The organism is Bacillus sp. WP8 (assembly GCF_000800825.1).
Taxonomy (GTDB): domain Bacteria; phylum Bacillota; class Bacilli; order Bacillales; family Bacillaceae; genus Bacillus; species Bacillus safensis.
On sequence record NZ_CP010075.1, the window covers coordinates 1,811,781 to 1,827,858 of the forward strand.

Consider the following 16,078-nt stretch of genomic DNA (forward strand, 5'->3'; position numbering starts at 1 on the left):
CCTTTTATTAATTATTTTGGTATAACTGTGATAACATCGCCTGCTTCATTTATAATTACTTTGACATCCCGAGTTTCATGAACAAACGTTCCACTTCTATTACCAGGTATCTTTTTCGTATTCATTATAGCGTCTTCAATAACTGAAGGTGGAATATTTCTTGGATCAACATATTTTTTGATGAAATCACTAAATTCTTTTGTTTGTGGTTTAAATCCTAATTCTTCAGCTTTTTTAATTGCTCTACTTGTTAAAGTAGCTTTTACTTCAGGAGTATCAGGTGCCATTCTTTCCAAAGCATGGTGAGAATACATTCTTCCATTTATTTTCCCTCCGCCTTTTGACATATTCCAACCAATTTCACCCGTACCCTTAACCCCCATTTTACCATGAAACCCTTTCGCCCCAAACGGCAAAAGCATTCCTAGCGCCGCATTCATACTTGCTTCCTGCTGTTCTTTTGAGATCTTGTTTCCAAACATGTCTCGGCCTGTGATTGCTTCGCTGAAGCCGTTGGTGGCGGTTAGGCCATATAATCCTTTTTGAGATGTTTTCAGGGCGTCAAAGGATTTTTGTGATGTCTTGTAAATGTCGACTGCCCTGACTGCGGCTGATGTGGCTTGGGTCGTTTTATAGACAGCTTTTCCGCCTTTGAAAATGCGGCCTGCCCAGCCGACGATTGGGATGTAGCCTGCTGCTGCCATGCCTCCTGCCGCGACTCGCTGGCCTGCGGTGAGTTCCTCGCCTGTGATTGGATCAACGCCTGTTGCGGCACGTTTTGCATCGTTCACACCGGTCAGTTCATTCACGATGTTTCCACCATAATCGAGCGCTTTTTCATACCAAGGGCGGTTGGCGAGCGCTTCTTGTTCCTTTGCGACCTTGCGGGCTTCTTCTTGTTCTTTTTTGATTTTCAGATATTCAGAAGTTTGCTTCTCAATATCGCTCTTTGCCTTGTAGATGTCGCTATTTTGATACGCTTTCTTGTCAAAATTCATAGGCGAAATCGCTTTTCCGTCATTTGTCGCATTCATCATTTCAGCGTACAATGCCATTGTAGCTTGCTGCTCTGTCTCTGACAAAGCATATTCATCTTTTAAATTTTGATCAAGCTCTCTTAGTTCTTTGACCGTTTTTTTTCGTTCATCTTCCGCATCTTCTATTTTTTCATCAAAGGTTTGGCTATCAAATACCTCTAGGGAAATGAGGTCATCAATGTCTTGAAAAATCGTTCTGAGTGCCTTTTTTTGATCCTTCACAATGCTTTTGGCATTCTTGATGCCCATATGTACTGCGTTGTCTAAAAAGTGTTCTTCTACAAAGGTATCGCCGCCAAAGCTCGTATCATCAAGTGTCCCAGAAACACCGTCATGAAAGGCTTTTTGCTTATCAATGAAGCTGATAAACATGTCTACATTTCCGGAGAGCTCTTTATAAAAGCTTTTAATGTTATCGGCACCTTTCCCAGTAAAATCATCACCGAGGTTAGCAACACCTTGTAATGCCTTTTTTAAATCTACCATTTGTTCACGGAGTTCCTGATAGTGTTTTGCCCTTGTGTCCATGGCACTTGTTAGTGCTTTTGCATCAAGTATCTTGCCCAGAAGAATTCACTCCCTCCTATTCTTTGACAAGGCCAATTTTACCAATACAAAGTTTATCATTAAATAGGCATTAAGATACAAAAACAATACTGATTATGTAAATGAACATTGTTTCAATTGAAAAGCAAACTATAGAATTCATTAGCTCCACTTTTGTCATAACAATTATAATGTAGTTTTTAGAACAATCTTTTAAATAGAACATTTTTTTGAGCTACTCCATTATAAAAAAGAGTTATAGAGCACTTTTATGGTAAGGAAGATGTCACTAGTCGAGGCAATCCCTACATGAATTAGGAATGCACTTAGAAAAAGCACACCCGCATTAGTGTACTTTTTACGATTTAGACTTAAGCAATTGAAGTTCTTGCTCCATGATATCTGCTGCTTCAGTTATAAATTGAATAATTAAGTCTAATTCTTCTGGTTTGTATTCATTTGTGAGTTCCTTCGTTGATGTTGATAAGGATCGAAAGAGTTCTTTCACCTGTGATTTCCCTGCCGTTAATGGAACGATGATAACTCTTCGTTTGTCCTTTGGGTCCTTTTCTCTTTTGGCGTAGCCCGCTTTTTCAAGGCGGTCAATAAGAGCTGTGACTGCACCTGAGCTAAGGCCTGTTTTTTCACTTAGTTCTCCTGCTGTAAGGGGGCCGAGTTCATTTAATAAATCAGCTGATTTGAGATCTGTTGGAAAAAGGCCGAGTGATTGGGCGGCCGCTTGGTGGAATAAAACGGTTCGTGTGGCGAGGCGCCTCATTGTATGGATGATCTGGGTTGCTCTGTCTTCAGCCTCGTTCTTTATTGACAACTTGTTCTCCTCCCTTTAAAATCAATTTATCTTGATCATCAAGATAAATGTTCTCTTACTTTAATATTTAAGTTGATCATAGCAAAAATAAGGAGAGAACGTAAGCAGGAGGTAAATGAAATGAATCATGTGGATAAAGGCAAGGCATCCACTCGCTTTGTTGTCATCGGTTTGCTGTTAGGTATTTTTATGGCAGCGATGGACAATACCATTGTTGCAACAGCGATGGGAAGCATCGTAGCAGATTTGGGCAGTTTTGATAAATTTGCTTGGGTGACGGCTTCTTATATGGTGGCAGTAATGGCGGGAATGCCGATTTACGGAAAGCTTTCTGATATGTATGGTCGAAAGCGTTTTTTTCTGTTTGGACTTATTTTCTTTTTAATTGGATCAGCGCTGTGCGGTATCGCACAAACGATGGATCAGCTCATTATTTACCGAGCCATTCAAGGGCTTGGAGGCGGTGCCCTTCTTCCAATCGCATTTACAATTATCTTTGACATCTTCCCGCCTGAAAAGCGCGGAAAAATGTCTGGTATGTTTGGAGCTGTCTTTGGTTTATCAAGTGTACTCGGACCGCTCTTAGGTGCTATTATTACGGATTCGATCGGCTGGCATTGGGTTTTCTATATTAATGTGCCGATTGGTATTGTCAGTGTCTTCTTGATCGCCAGATACTATCAGGAATCGCTTGAACATCGCAAGCAGAAAATCGACTGGTCAGGTGCTATTACACTTGTCGTTGCGGTTGTCAGCTTAATGTTCGCGCTTGAGCTTGGCGGTAAATCGTATGCTTGGGATTCGGTGCAAATCCTCACACTTTTTGCTGTGTTTCTTGTGTTCGGTACGATCTTCTTTATTGTTGAGCGTAAAGCTGAGGAACCGATTATCTCATTTTGGATGTTTAAAAATCGATTATTTGCGACATCTCAAATTTTGGCGTTTTTATATGGTGGGACATTCATTATTCTTGCTGTGTTTATTCCTATTTTCGTGCAGGCGGTGTACGGTGAATCTGCAACAAGTGCAGGGTTTATTTTAACACCGATGATGATTGGATCAGTCATTGGCAGTATGATTGGCGGAACGATGCAGACGAAAGTGCCTTTCAGACGTCTTATGACCATCTCTGTCATTTCATTTTTCGCTGGGATGCTGCTGCTTGCCAATATGTCACCAGATACAGCAAGACTGTGGCTCACACTCTTTATGATGATATCAGGCTTTGGGGTCGGGTTCAGCTTCTCCCTTCTGCCGTCAGCTTCAATGAATGATCTTGAGCCGCGCTATCGAGGCAGTGCAAACTCGACCAATTCATTTATGAGATCACTTGGGATGACGCTCGGTGTCACGATTTTCGGGACGATTCAAACCAATGTGCTGACAAATCGTTTAGCTGATGCCTTTAGCGGAATGAAAGGAACCCCTTCTCAAATAGGCGATCCACAGGCTATTTTCCAAGAAGGTGCCCGCTCACAAATTCCGATTGATATTTTAAATAAAGTCATCGATGCAATGTCACAAAGTATTACGTATGTATTTTTGCTTGCTTTATTCCCGATTGCACTTGCGGCGATTACAGTCATATTTATGGGAAATGCACGAGTACGTACATCAAATGAAATGAAAGAAAACGAATAATGTGAAAAAGCAGAGCAATTGCAGCTCTGCTTTTTTTCTTATTGATATAGCGGATGGGCTTTGCCCTCACTGCCAACGATTCGTATTTTCGATTGGACCATGTCTTTTGCTGCTTGTTTTGCTTTTTGTAAATACATACGCGGATCTAAGCTTTCAGGTTCATTTGAGAAATGATCACGTATGGCCTCGGAGTATGCATTTTTCAATTCAGTTGAGACATTCACCTTTGCCATACCAAGTGCAACGCATCGCTTCACATCCTCATCCGGTACAGCAGAACCACCGTGGAGAACAAGTGGTACATCGACCAGGTCCGCAATTTGTTCAATGCGGGCAAAGTCAATATCCGGCACCCCTTTATAAATGCCATGGGCAGTACCAATCGCAGGCGCTAAAGTGGGCACCCCAGTTTCTTCTACAAATTGACGGCATTCTGATGGAATGGCTTTTTCAGCATCCTTTTCATCAACGACGATATCATCTTCGACACCGCCTACCTTGCCTAATTCTGCTTCAACGTTCACCCCTACTTTTAATGCGAGGTCCACAACTTCTTTTGTGCGGCGAACATTTTCTTCATATGAGTGCATCGATGCATCGATCATAACGGATGTATATCCCGCTCTGATACAGGTGAGAATCACATCAAAGTCTGTGCAATGATCGAGGTGCAGACCGATTGGGATTTGATATTGATCAGCCGCCGCCTTCACTGTATCTGCAATCGCTTTTGCTCCAAGAGATTGAACCGTTCCAACCGTTGTTTGCAATATCACAGGTGACTTTAATTCTGCTGCCGTTTCGAGTACCCAATAGATACTGTCAAAGGAGTGTACATTAAATGCCACAATTCCGTATTTTTCTTTTTTCGCATCCTCAAGCATTGGTGTTGTTGAAAGTAAAGGCATGATCAAACATCCTCTCTCGTTAAAATATCCGTTTCTAATACAGCCAGCATGTCTTCATTTGTTCTTGTTTCCAGCAGTTTTTGACGTTTCGTTTCATCCATTAAGCCTCGTGAAAGGGCAGAAAGAGCCTTTAAATGAGTCGTACCTGCTTCACTTTTAGGAATCAATAAGGATAAGAAGAAAAAGCAAGGCTTCCCATCAAAAGCGTCCCATTCAATGCCTGTTTCCGTGCGGACGATCACAAGTGCTGGTTTCGTGATGGCTTCTGTTTGTGTATGCGGAATGGCAAATCCATCTTGAAAACCGGTTGTACTCAGAGCTTCTCTTTCCGCTAAGCCTTTTTTGACTTCCTCTGGTGAGGTGCAAATACCTGCTTTGTAGGCAATGTCAGCAATGGCTGCGAACACGCCAGCCTGTGAAGAAGCTGTTTCGTGAAGATTCATATAGATATGTTCCATTATTTCTCTTCCTCCCTCTTAAACTGCGGGTTTGTCTATTTTTTTACGGTAAAGTCCGTATAGAATCGCACCTACAATTGATCCGATTAGTATGGAAAGCACCCATTGGAATGCACCTGTGACAACTGGAAGGACAAGGAATCCACCATGCGGAGCTGGAACCTGCACGCCAAACAAATATGTCAATATAGCAGAGATGGCGGAACCAAACATGATAATTGGCAGGACAACGACTGGGTTTTTTGCCGCAAATGGGATGGCTCCTTCTGTAATATGTGTCGCCCCCAGAATATAGTTGATTGCCCCAGCATTTCGTTCTTGTGGCGTGAAATGTTTTCGGAAAATGGTTGTAGCAATCGCAATGATAAGTGGTGGTGTGATACATGCTGCAGACACACCTGCCATAAAGTAAAGGTTGCCTTGTGCAAGTAAAGCCGTTCCTGTAACATAGGCTGCTTTGTTAAATGGTCCGCCCATATCAAATCCACACATTGCTCCAACAATTAAGCCTAAAAGCAGCGGATTTGTGGATTGTACAGATGAGAGAAAATCCATTAAGGAATTATTTAACCCTGTGATGGGAACCAATAGCGGGGTCATCACAGCCCCAATTAAGAAAATACCGATGACAGGATAGATGAAGATCGATTTTAATCCATCAAGTGATGCTGGTAATTTTTGAAGCAAGAATTGAAGCAATAAAATGATATATCCTGCTGCAAAACCTGCGATAATACCGCCTAAGAAGCCAGCACCTCCATCATTTGCAAGGAGCCCTCCTATAAAACCGACGACCATCCCTGGGCGTCTTGCAATTGAATCAGCGATAAATGCTGCTAAAATTGGTACCATTAAGCTAAAGCCAAGTCCTCCAATGCTTTTCAAATAGGCAGCAAACGGATGATACGTTTCGTGCTGAGGATCAGCAGAGTAGATTCCGAATAGGAAGGAAATAGCTATTAAGACCCCGCCTCCAACGACAAATGGCAGCATGTGTGATACACCGTTCATTAAGTGCTTATAAATGGTGTGTATCCATTTATTTGCCGATTTTTGTTGAGAGGATGAAGGAGCAGATGGTTTCTCTGTTCCAGAAGCTCTTCCTTTCACTTGATGAACGGGAGCATCTCCATTGATAATGCTCTGAATCAGCTCAGTCGGCGTTCGAATGCCTTTGGCTACAGGTACTTCAATCAATGGCTTGCCGTGAAAACGGTCTGTATGCACATCTTTGTCGGCTGCCACAATGACTCCATCTGCTTCCATAATGTCTTGATCAGTTAAAGCGTTTTCAATTCCTACTTGACCATGCGTTTCGACTTTGATGTCGACCCCTAGTTGCTCAGCAGCGATTTTTAATGCTTCAGCTGCCATAAATGTGTGTGCAATGCCTGTTGGACAGCCGGTTGCAGCGACAATTTTTTTACGGCTCATGTGTATTCCCCCTTATATTTTCTGTATGTGTACTTGCTCAATCAATGAATCAATGTCATGTAAATCACTTAAGCCTTTCGAAAATGCGGTAGAGGCTCCTGTTGCAATGCCGTAGCGTAAGCATTCTTCAGGTGAATGTCCTTCAAGCTGTTTACTAAGAAAAGCTGCAAGCATCGCATCTCCAGAGCAAGCTGTGTTTACTACAATGCCTGTCGGTGCGTTTCCTTTTAAGACGGCGTTTTTCGTAATGAACAAAGCCCCTTCTCCCCCGCGGGAAATAAGTACTTGCTCTGCACCCATCTCAATAAGCTTTTCTCCTGATTGAATGAGTTCTTTTTCTGACAGAGGATGTGTTTTGCCGAAAAAAGCAGCCATTTCTTCTTCATTTGGTTTTAATAAATACGGCTTGTATTGAAGCGTCTCAAGAACCGCTGCAGAGCTTGTGTCTAAAATGAACTTGACCTTCTGTTGATGGCAAATAGCTGCTACTTCTGAAAAAATGCTGGCAGGAACGCCCTTTGGCAAACTGCCTGACATGATAAGGATGCCCCCCTGCGGGATAGCTGCAATTTTCTCACGAAAGGCGTGAAGCGCTCTTTCTTCAATCGCAGGGCCCTGGTTCACGAGCTTGTATTCTTCTGTCGTATTGATAAAAACATTAATGCGTGTAATTCCCTCAACCGAGATAAAATCGGTCTGAATAGAGAGATCCTTTAAGGATTGTTCAATATAAGAGCCTGAAAACCCAGCGATAAACCCTAATGCAGTGCTGGTGAAGCCATATTTCTTTAGCATAATCGACACGTTCACGCCTTTTCCATTCGGCTGATAATCTTCATCTTCCGTACGGTTGACTGCATTTGCCCGCATTTCTTTTAATGCAATATATAGGTCAATAGCAGGATTTAAGGTGCAGGTATAAATCAATTGGTTTCACCTTCTTTCTTTTCTCTAAAGAAAGTATCTCATACGATTCAGTGAAAATGTTTTCAGAATGTGTAAAGGTTTTCATGAGAAAAAGCCTTCCAGATCAAAGTCTCGAAGGCTTTCTTATTGGTTATTTCATTCGGATCACATAGGCATCGAGTAAAATGCGGGCAATGACATGGAGAGATAGGCGGGATCTGACTTCATAATCTGGGAAGAAAGATTGTTCCCCTTTATATCCGACTAGTGTCATATCTGATATTTTGCTTAATGTAGAATCTATTCTTGTCGTGACCGTAATGGTTGTGACTTGCTTCATGCTGAGGTTTTGACACGCTTCAACGAGCTCAGCTGTTTCGCCATTTAATGAAACAAAGATGGCAAGCTCACTTTTTTCAATGTCTCGCGATTTCAGCCGAATGATATTCGGATCGTCGTGTACTTCACATGTTTTCCCGATGAGCTGTAATTTGATGGTCATCTCTTTGGCGATCATTTCTGAGAAGCCTCTGCCGAAAATATAAATTTTGTCTGCATTATGTATTTTTTGAACGGCATCTTCAATTTGTCCAATACTTTGCAGCTGGATCGTCTTTAAAACCTCTTCTTCATTTTTCCGAATCGCTAGTTTGATGTCTTCATCAATATTCTTGAGCTGGTCGCTTGCATCTGTCATTTTCTTTTCTTGTTTCAATCGATATTTAAAGGATGTATAGCCATTATAACCAATTTTTTTCATCAGTCTGACAATTGTGGCTGTCGATACATTGGCTCTTTCGCTTAAAGTGACAATGGATAAGGTGGAGATATCCTCTAAATGCTGGTGAATATAATTGAGTAAATAACGTTCTGTTTCACTTAACGTTTGATATACATCGCTTGGGATGTTAAATAATGATTCGTTCAATTCGATTCCCCCTTACTCATTTCATACTATAATTAAATGCCCAATAAAAACAAGATGATTCTTTTGTCATGTATTTAGGTGAAAGGCGAAAATGAGTGAAATTTTATTTTTGACATAAACTAAGGAAAAGTTGTGTCTATGTGAAAGGAGCTGATCCGTATGCTTCATCTTTTGTTTTATCTGATCCTTCTCTATGTCGTTTATGTCTTTTTGACCGCATTTGTTTTGTTTTATTTACCGATTCAAAAAACATGCAAAGAACATTGTATCTATAAAGCCTCTTCCATCTCAGGAGACGATCAGGGCACAAATCAAGTGATGCTTCTTGACGATGGATTTGAGTCTGGCCAGGCCAGAATTCAAATGATTCGTGAGGCAAAGAGGATGATCCGTCTTAGTTATTACTCCATTCAAAAGGGAAAAACAGCCGAATGGGTACTAGGTGCTTTGATTGAAGCAGCTGATCGAGGGGTAAAGGTTCAGCTGCTTTTAGACGGCATCTGCCACAGTTTGCGTGGACCGCTGAAGCATTTAAGGTATGCCGTGGCAAATCACCCGAACATGGCCATTCGTTTTTATGAGCCCTTTCGGTTATTTAAGCCATGGACGTGGCATAACCGCCTTCATGATAAGCTGCTGCTGGCAGATGGCCGAGTAGCTGTCATGGGCGGAAGAAATATCGGTGATAAATACTTTGCAGATCAGCCGCCGAAAGACTTTGCATTCGACCGCGATGTGCTGCTTTATAACGACAAAAAAGGAAAAGTATTAGATGAAATGGAGCAATATTTCGTTTATTTATGGAATCATAACTTTACGAAAAAAACAAAAGCCGTGTTCTCCAAGCAAAAAGCAAAAAAAGGCTTAAAACTAAGAAAGAAACTGCTTAGATCCTATCAGGAGGCAGTGCGTACGAAAGAACCTTTTGTGATGTCGTCCTTTAATTGGGCAGCAGATACCACCTCAGTAAAACAGATTGCATTCTTTACAAATCCAGTGGAGCGCTTCAATAAGCGTCCTCTTGTACTGAAAAAATTAAACGATCTTGCTCACCGGGCAAAGCGATCTGTGCTCATACAGACGCCTTATATTATCCCGACACGACCCATGAAGGACGGCCTCACTCCATTAGCTAGCGAGATTCAAACAACAGTTGTCACGAATTCTCTGACAGCCACGCCAAATCCTTTAGCTTTTGCAGGCTACTTAAGCACGAAAAAGGAACTGATGAAAACAGGCGTTCATTTGTACGAATATGAAGGTCCGTATTCCATTCATGCGAAATCGATGGTCATTGATGATTATTTAAGTATTATTGGAACATATAATTTAGATGCGAGGTCTAGTTTTTTAAATACAGAGTCGATTTTGGTCATTGATAGTGCCCCGTTTGCGCTATCACTTACTCAGGCAATCGAACGTAAAATCGCCTATAGTATTCTCGTCGCGAAGGACAAAGCAGCCTATAAAGCGGACGGCTATGGGCAGAAAAAAAAGCCTTTGATGAAAAGGCTCCTTTTAAATGGTTTATCCGCGATAACCGTTTTATGGCGGCGGTTGATCTAAAGGGCAGCTACTCTTGTGGCAGCCCTTTTTCTTCTGATTGCTCTTCTTCTGCTGGTTCCAATTTGGTCAATTTAAACACCAAGATCCCTGCAACAATCACAATGACACCTAATAGTTTTGCGGGAGAAAATTCCACTTTCTCTAACCCAAGCCAGCCAAGCGAATCAAACAAAAGCGCGCAGCCAAGCTGTGAAATTAGGACAATTGAGATTCCATAAGTCGGACCAAGACGTTTGATTGCTTGAACGAGGCAGATGACCACCCCTACTCCAATGGCTCCGCTAATCCAGTACCACGCTTCCATATGTCTTAATTGAAACATGCCGGTTCCTTCTAGCAAAAGACCCATCAAAAGTGAAGCAATAAAGCCCATACCTAGAACGAGAGTGGTTGTTGACCAAGAGCCTGTCTGCTCATTGACCTTACTGTTAAAAATGGTTTGTAAGCTGACGAGTGCGCCAGCCGCGATGGCTAATCCTATTCCTATGATCATGTCTGAATCCCTTCATTTCTTCTATTCATAAATGTTGTGCTCGGCTATTTCTAAGAGCCCTTTCCGGTCAAGAATCGTAATCTCGCCTCTTTGCCTCTCTATCAGCCCTTTTTCACAGAATTGCTGAATCACCCGGTTAATATGACGATAGCTTGTACCAATTAAGCTCGCCGCATCAGTAAGACGAAGTGCGCTCGCGCTGTTATCACCTGTTAACACAGACAATAAGTAGCTTGCGAGCCTGACCTCTACAGGATATAAAAGGTGGAAGCTCAAATCGTTTGATTTCGTATAAAATTTGTTTGTAATACCTTTTAATAAAAAGGTTAATATGCGGGGGTCATCCTTCGCATGACGCATGAGCGCTTGATGAGAAATCCTTAGCATATGTACTTCTGTGACAGCCTCCACTGTATTGACCATATCTGTCTGCTGAACGTATTCAATATCTCCAATCGCTTCAAGAGGATGTTTAAAACAAAGAATAAAGGTCTTCCCTTCCTTTGTGGTGGTGAAAATCTTTAATTTTCCTTTTACTAACAAGTACAAGTGCTCCCTCTGATCTCCCTTTGAACAAATCAGCTCACCTTGCTCATAGCGCCATAAGCTGACATGTGATATGAGTTTCTGATGAAAGACGTTTTCTAATTGATGTGCCTTGAGATAAGAAGAAAATAGACATTCATCATGAAGCTCCTCCATCTGACGCCCTCCTTTATAGCTTTAAAATGATTACACCCGCGATCATCAATAGAATTCCTGCATAATGCGGCCATTTCATTTTCTTCTTCTGTACACCAAACCATCCTTTTGCATCGATTGCAAAGGTAAATGCCAGCTGTGCAATGAGTAAAGCAGCGATCGTCAGTGTGACACCGATCATTTGAATCGCAGTGACTTCATTAAAAATAATAATGGCTGCAAATGCGCCGCCTACTAAATAAAGCGGCTGCACCTTTCGATATTCTCGAACATGTCCGTCACGTACGATCAGTAAAATGATAAGTGCGATAACAAAACCGGTCAGCTGCGTGATGGTTGCCGCCTGCCATGTCCCGATATCCTGGCTGATTCTTGCGTTTGCTACGCCTTGCAGTGTAATACAAGCGCCTCCTAATAAAGCGAAAATAACACCTTTCATTCGTTCAAATGCTCCTTCTTTTTTCAGTCTAGTTCCATTAAATGATAGATGCCCTGATGTTGAAAAGGACATATGTCCCACTTTGCGTATTATATCAGAAACTTTTTCTTTTACAGTTTCATCGTTTTAGATTTTTCACAGTGGGTACAGTTTTATATCACCTGAAAACAGAATATTGAATGGAATCACATATAAAAAGGAGACATGTCAGAATGAGAAATCAAGAGAAACATTTTATTAACGGAGAATGGATCGCATCAACAGGAAACGAAACGACGGAAGTCATCAATCCTGCTACAGAGGAAGTCATTGGCACCATTAGTTTAGGTACAAAAGAAGATTTAGATAAGGCAGTCAAAGCTGCTCGTGCCGCCTTCCCTTCTTTCTCAAAAACATCTCGAAATGAACGCGTAAAGATGCTGGAAAACATTGTGCGCGGCTACGAAAAACGTAAGGATGAACTGATAGAAGTCATGACACAAGAGCTCGGTGCACCGCTGAAAGTATCAGAAGAGGTTCATTACAAAATGGGACATGAACATTTTTCTAAAGCAGCGGAAGCACTTAAATCATATACATTTACTGAGGACCGCGGCGGGCATACCATTATAAAAGAAGCGATTGGTGTCAGCGGATTGATTACACCTTGGAATTTCCCAACGAATCAAACATCACTTAAAATCGCAGGTGCCATTGCAGCAGGTTCACCAGTCGTCTTAAAGCCTGCAGAAATTACACCTTTTGCCGCAATGATTCTTGCAGACATCATTAATGAAGCAGGCGTACCAAAAGGAGTCTTCAACCTAGTTAACGGAACTGGTGACGTCATTGGTGACGGCATTAGCTCACACCCTGATATTGACTTTGTTTCATTTACTGGATCAGGTGCTGTCGGCTCTAAAATAATGGAGAACGCTGCAGACAATATTAAGAAAGTGGCTCTTGAGCTCGGCGGTAAATCCCCTCTTATCGTCTTAGATGATGCAGATGTGGATGAGGCAGCCGAAACAGCCGTTCATCATATTGCGATGAATACAGGTCAAGTATGTTCCGCAGCTACACGTGTGCTGATTCCTGAATCAATGAAAGACGCATTTGAAAAAGCGCTGCTGAATGCCCTGCCGAAGTTTACAGTTGGTGATCCGCGAGAAGATCACGCCACTGGCCCGCTTGTCTCCAAAAAGCAGTGGGATACCGTGCAGTCTTATATTGAAAAAGGAATTCAAGAAGGTGCCAATCTGCTTGCTGGGGGAACTGGGAAGCCGGACGGACTAGACAAAGGATATTTTGCCAAGCATACTATTTTCACAAATGTGAAAAATGATATGACCATTGCGCAAGAGGAAATATTCGGACCCGTCATGAGTGTGATCACATATCAAGACCTGGATCATGCCCTTGAGATTGCCAATGATACAGTGTACGGTCTTGCTGGATATGTGGTTGGAAAAGATGAAAAAACATTAAAATATGTAGCTGAACATATTCGTGCCGGTCAAATTACCATTAACAATGCCGAAACAGATTACTTTGCCCCGTTTGGCGGCTTTAAGCAATCTGGTATCGGAAGAGAATGGGGAGACTTCGGAATCGAGGAATATTTAGAAGTGAAAGCTGTGATGGGACTTCCAACAGCATAATTTGAGAAAGGAGAAAAACCTTAGGGTTTTTCTCCTTTTTCATGATAGAAAGAATCTGCCCCTGCTCCCCTACTTATCCATCATGATGTGATATTTTTTGACCGTTGCTTTAGGAGGAGCCGATTCTTGTAACTCATCGAACCAAACCTCAATCGTTTGACCCTGTGACAGCTTTTTAGAATCTACTTTCGTTAAGTCGATTATGATGAGATCGTCTTTATACTTATCAATAAATAGTTGTGTATTCAATGAATCATCGCTTTTTAGAGGCGTTCTATTATTTATAAGAAGTAAATTTGTTTCCCCTTTACTTAGCAGTACGCCTTTTTTTGAAAAAGATGTTGTTGTTTTATTCTTATTGTATGAATCCTTTATATTGCCCTTTGGAGAATTGCACGCTGCTAATAAAATGAGAACAATCAAGAAGACAAGCCGAAAACATTTTCTGTTTTTAAATTTTAGCTGCATCAATTTTCATACACCCCTTTTCAATTCCTTACGATTGCTTCTTCATTCAAAACGGCCCCATTTTTCTTAAGGTGCTTTATACAGATAAGCGATTCATCTTCAAGTTCCTTCACCTTGCAAAGGTATTAGAAATCTTAATCATGACAATCAATATTATATATTTTACTTAATGGCAAACTTTCGGTAAAGTTCAAATTGAACCTATATATATAATTCCTATCGAATTAATCTATGTTTATATTCCTTGTGAGGTGGATATCGTTGCAACTTCATGTATTGAACAGTCCGTTTAGTCAGCAGCAGGCAGAACTGCTTAATCAGCTGCTTCCGACTTTAACAGATCAGCAAAAAATTTGGCTTACCGGTTATTTATCAGCACAGGCAGCTTTAACCGGATTAGAAAATACTGCCCAACCCCCTTCTCCTTCTGCTGCAGCACCAGCGCAGCCTGTCAGCAAAGATGTGACCGTGCTTTATGGCTCGCAAACAGGCAATTCTGAAGGGTTAGCAAAAAAGACAGCGCAGCATCTTGAAGAGAAAGGTTTTCAAGTGACGCTCTCTTCTATGTCAGATTTTAAACCAAATAGTCTGAAAAAAATAAACAATTTACTGATCATTGTCAGCACACATGGTGAGGGAGATCCGCCTGATAATGCCCTTTCTTTCCATGAATATGTTCACGGCAGACGTGCACCAAAGCTTGATCATTTAAGCTTTTCTGTCCTTTCACTTGGTGACAGCTCTTACGAATTCTTCTGTCAAACTGGTAAAGAATTTGATGAGCGTTTAAAAGAGCTTGGCGGAACGTGTCTTTTCGATCGAGTGGACTGTGACCTTGATTATGATGAGCCGTTTTCTGAATGGCTTCAAGGGGTGGCATCTTCACTTAGTGAAGGCGGAGCCGCAGCAACCCAGCAGGAATCAGCAGGAGTAAACACTCAAACCGCTGCATCTGAATACTCAAGAACAAATCCTTTTTATGCTGAAGTGCTTGAAAATATCAACCTAAATGGCCGCGGCTCTAACAAAGAAACCCGTCATTTGGAGCTTTCTCTTGAAGGATCAGGACTTGTTTATGAGCCAGGTGACAGCCTTGGTATTTATCCTACAAATGATCCTGCGCTTGTTGATGAACTGATCACAACATGTGGATGGAATGCAGAGGAAACCGTCACCGTTCATAAAAACGGCGGCACGCTTCCTTTAAAAGAAGCACTCACCTCTCATTTTGAGATTACCGTATTAACAAAACCTCTTCTTCAAAAGATGTCGTCCTTTACAAAAAGCGAAGCCTTGCAGGCCCTTTTAGAAGAAGGAAGCGAAGAAAAATTAAAAGCGTATATAGCAGGAAGAGATTTAGTAGATGCTGCGCGTGATTTCGGTCCTTTTGAAGGAACAGCGGCAGACTTCACTGCGATTTTAAGAAAAATTCCTGCACGCCTTTATTCCATTGCAAGCAGCCTTAAAGCAAATGAAGAAGAAGTTCATTTGACGATCGGTGCTGTGAGATATGATGCTCACGGAAGAGAACGTCAAGGTGTCTGCTCAATCTTATGTGCGGAGCGCTTAGAGCCAGGTGATAAGCTGCCTGTTTATATCCAGCACAATCAAAACTTTAAGCTTCCTGAAAACCATGATGCACCGATCATTATGGTGGGACCAGGCACAGGTATCGCCCCTTTCCGTTCATTTATGCAGGAGCGTGAGGAAGTCGGTGCAGATGGAAAGTCATGGTTGTTCTTCGGTGATCAGCACTTTGTGACGGATTTCTTATATCAAACCGAATGGCAAAAGTGGTTAAAAGATGGTGTGTTAACGAAAATGGATGTGGCTTTTTCAAGAGATTCAGAGGAAAAAGTATATGTCCAGCACCAAATGAAGAAACAAAGTAAAGAATTATTCGAATGGCTGGAGCAAGGTGCTTATGTATATGTCTGCGGAGATGAAAAACATATGGCGCATGATGTTCATGATACCCTTCTATCAATCATCCAAGAAGAAGGTGCGATGAGCAAAGAGAAAGCAGAAAGCTATCTAGCCAACTTGCAGCAGCAAAAACGCTATCAGCGTGACGTATATTGAT

15 protein-coding genes are annotated in these 16,078 nt (G+C 41.7%); 4 read left to right on the top strand and 11 right to left on the bottom strand.

Going from position 1 to position 16,078, the window contains the following annotated elements; genetic code table 11:
* Positions 1-11 precede the first annotated feature (11 nt).
* A complete protein-coding gene (locus QR42_RS08980) occupies positions 12-1,565 on the bottom strand; it encodes a ribonuclease YeeF family protein (protein ID WP_084096390.1) in 1,554 nt (517 codons plus the stop codon).
* A gap of 376 nt (positions 1,566-1,941) precedes the next feature.
* Positions 1,942-2,361, bottom strand: coding sequence for a MarR family winged helix-turn-helix transcriptional regulator (locus QR42_RS08985; protein WP_044335851.1), 420 nt, complete (start codon positions 2,359-2,361; stop codon positions 1,942-1,944).
* 171 nt (positions 2,362-2,532) lie between these two features.
* On the opposite strand from QR42_RS08985, the gene QR42_RS08990 reads away from it, so the two are divergent.
* Positions 2,533-4,053: an MDR family MFS transporter gene (locus tag QR42_RS08990; protein ID WP_039179069.1), complete on the top strand. Its 1,521-nt coding sequence runs from the start codon at positions 2,533-2,535 to the stop codon at positions 4,051-4,053.
* A 38-nt stretch (positions 4,054-4,091) separates the two neighbouring features.
* Here the strand turns inward: QR42_RS08990 and QR42_RS08995 are convergent, their stop codons facing one another.
* The 5 genes from QR42_RS08995 to QR42_RS09015 all read right to left on the bottom strand — a co-directional run bounded on the left by QR42_RS08995 (position 4,092) and on the right by QR42_RS09015 (position 8,687).
* Entirely contained in the window at positions 4,092-4,961 is an 870-nt protein-coding gene (locus tag QR42_RS08995) for a class II fructose-bisphosphate aldolase (protein WP_039179072.1), read from the bottom strand.
* Between the two features lie 2 nt (positions 4,962-4,963).
* On the bottom strand, positions 4,964-5,422 hold the full coding sequence (locus tag QR42_RS09000; RefSeq protein WP_039179076.1) for a PTS sugar transporter subunit IIA: 459 nt from the start codon (positions 5,420-5,422) through the stop codon (positions 4,964-4,966).
* 15 nt (positions 5,423-5,437) lie between these two features.
* On the bottom strand, positions 5,438-6,853 hold the full coding sequence (locus tag QR42_RS09005; RefSeq protein ID WP_039179080.1) for a PTS fructose transporter subunit IIC: 1,416 nt from the start codon (positions 6,851-6,853) through the stop codon (positions 5,438-5,440).
* 12 nt (positions 6,854-6,865) lie between these two features.
* A complete protein-coding gene (gene pfkB, locus QR42_RS09010) occupies positions 6,866-7,780 on the bottom strand; it encodes a 1-phosphofructokinase (protein WP_039179083.1) in 915 nt (304 codons plus the stop codon).
* 130 nt (positions 7,781-7,910) lie between these two features.
* Positions 7,911-8,687, bottom strand: coding sequence for a MurR/RpiR family transcriptional regulator (locus tag QR42_RS09015; RefSeq protein WP_024425669.1), 777 nt, complete (start codon positions 8,685-8,687; stop codon positions 7,911-7,913).
* 159 nt (positions 8,688-8,846) lie between these two features.
* On the opposite strand from QR42_RS09015, the gene QR42_RS09020 reads away from it, so the two are divergent.
* The gene (locus QR42_RS09020) at positions 8,847-10,253 is read left to right on the top strand and encodes a phospholipase D-like domain-containing protein (RefSeq protein WP_039179087.1); all 1,407 of its coding nucleotides are present in this window, start codon (positions 8,847-8,849) and stop codon (positions 10,251-10,253) included.
* Positions 10,254-10,260: 7 nt separating this feature from the next.
* Here QR42_RS09020 and QR42_RS09025 read toward each other — a convergent pair whose 3' ends face one another.
* From QR42_RS09025 to QR42_RS09035, 3 genes are read right to left on the bottom strand one after another with little or no spacing between them, the layout of a single operon-like run.
* Positions 10,261-10,746 (bottom strand): DMT family transporter, encoded by a 486-nt coding sequence (locus QR42_RS09025; protein WP_039179091.1) that lies wholly within the window; start codon positions 10,744-10,746, stop codon positions 10,261-10,263.
* Between the two features lie 21 nt (positions 10,747-10,767).
* On the bottom strand, positions 10,768-11,448 hold the full coding sequence (locus QR42_RS09030; RefSeq protein ID WP_039179093.1) for a Crp/Fnr family transcriptional regulator: 681 nt from the start codon (positions 11,446-11,448) through the stop codon (positions 10,768-10,770).
* Positions 11,449-11,461: 13 nt separating this feature from the next.
* Positions 11,462-11,887: a DMT family transporter gene (locus QR42_RS09035; RefSeq protein WP_039183136.1), complete on the bottom strand. Its 426-nt coding sequence runs from the start codon at positions 11,885-11,887 to the stop codon at positions 11,462-11,464.
* A gap of 212 nt (positions 11,888-12,099) precedes the next feature.
* On the opposite strand from QR42_RS09035, the gene QR42_RS09040 reads away from it, so the two are divergent.
* Positions 12,100-13,527 carry an aldehyde dehydrogenase family protein gene (locus QR42_RS09040; protein WP_039179097.1) on the top strand — a complete coding sequence of 476 codons (1,428 nt, stop codon included), beginning with the start codon at positions 12,100-12,102 and terminating at the stop codon, positions 13,525-13,527.
* A 69-nt stretch (positions 13,528-13,596) separates the two neighbouring features.
* On the opposite strand, the gene QR42_RS09045 is transcribed toward QR42_RS09040, so the two are convergent.
* Positions 13,597-13,995, bottom strand: coding sequence for a DUF3221 domain-containing protein (locus QR42_RS09045; RefSeq protein ID WP_235354815.1), 399 nt, complete (start codon positions 13,993-13,995; stop codon positions 13,597-13,599).
* Between the two features lie 261 nt (positions 13,996-14,256).
* Between QR42_RS09045 and QR42_RS09050 the strand changes: the two genes are divergently transcribed.
* Positions 14,257-16,077 (top strand): assimilatory sulfite reductase (NADPH) flavoprotein subunit, encoded by a 1,821-nt coding sequence (locus QR42_RS09050; protein ID WP_039179103.1) that lies wholly within the window; start codon positions 14,257-14,259, stop codon positions 16,075-16,077.
* The last annotated feature ends 1 nt before the right edge of the window (position 16,078 follow it).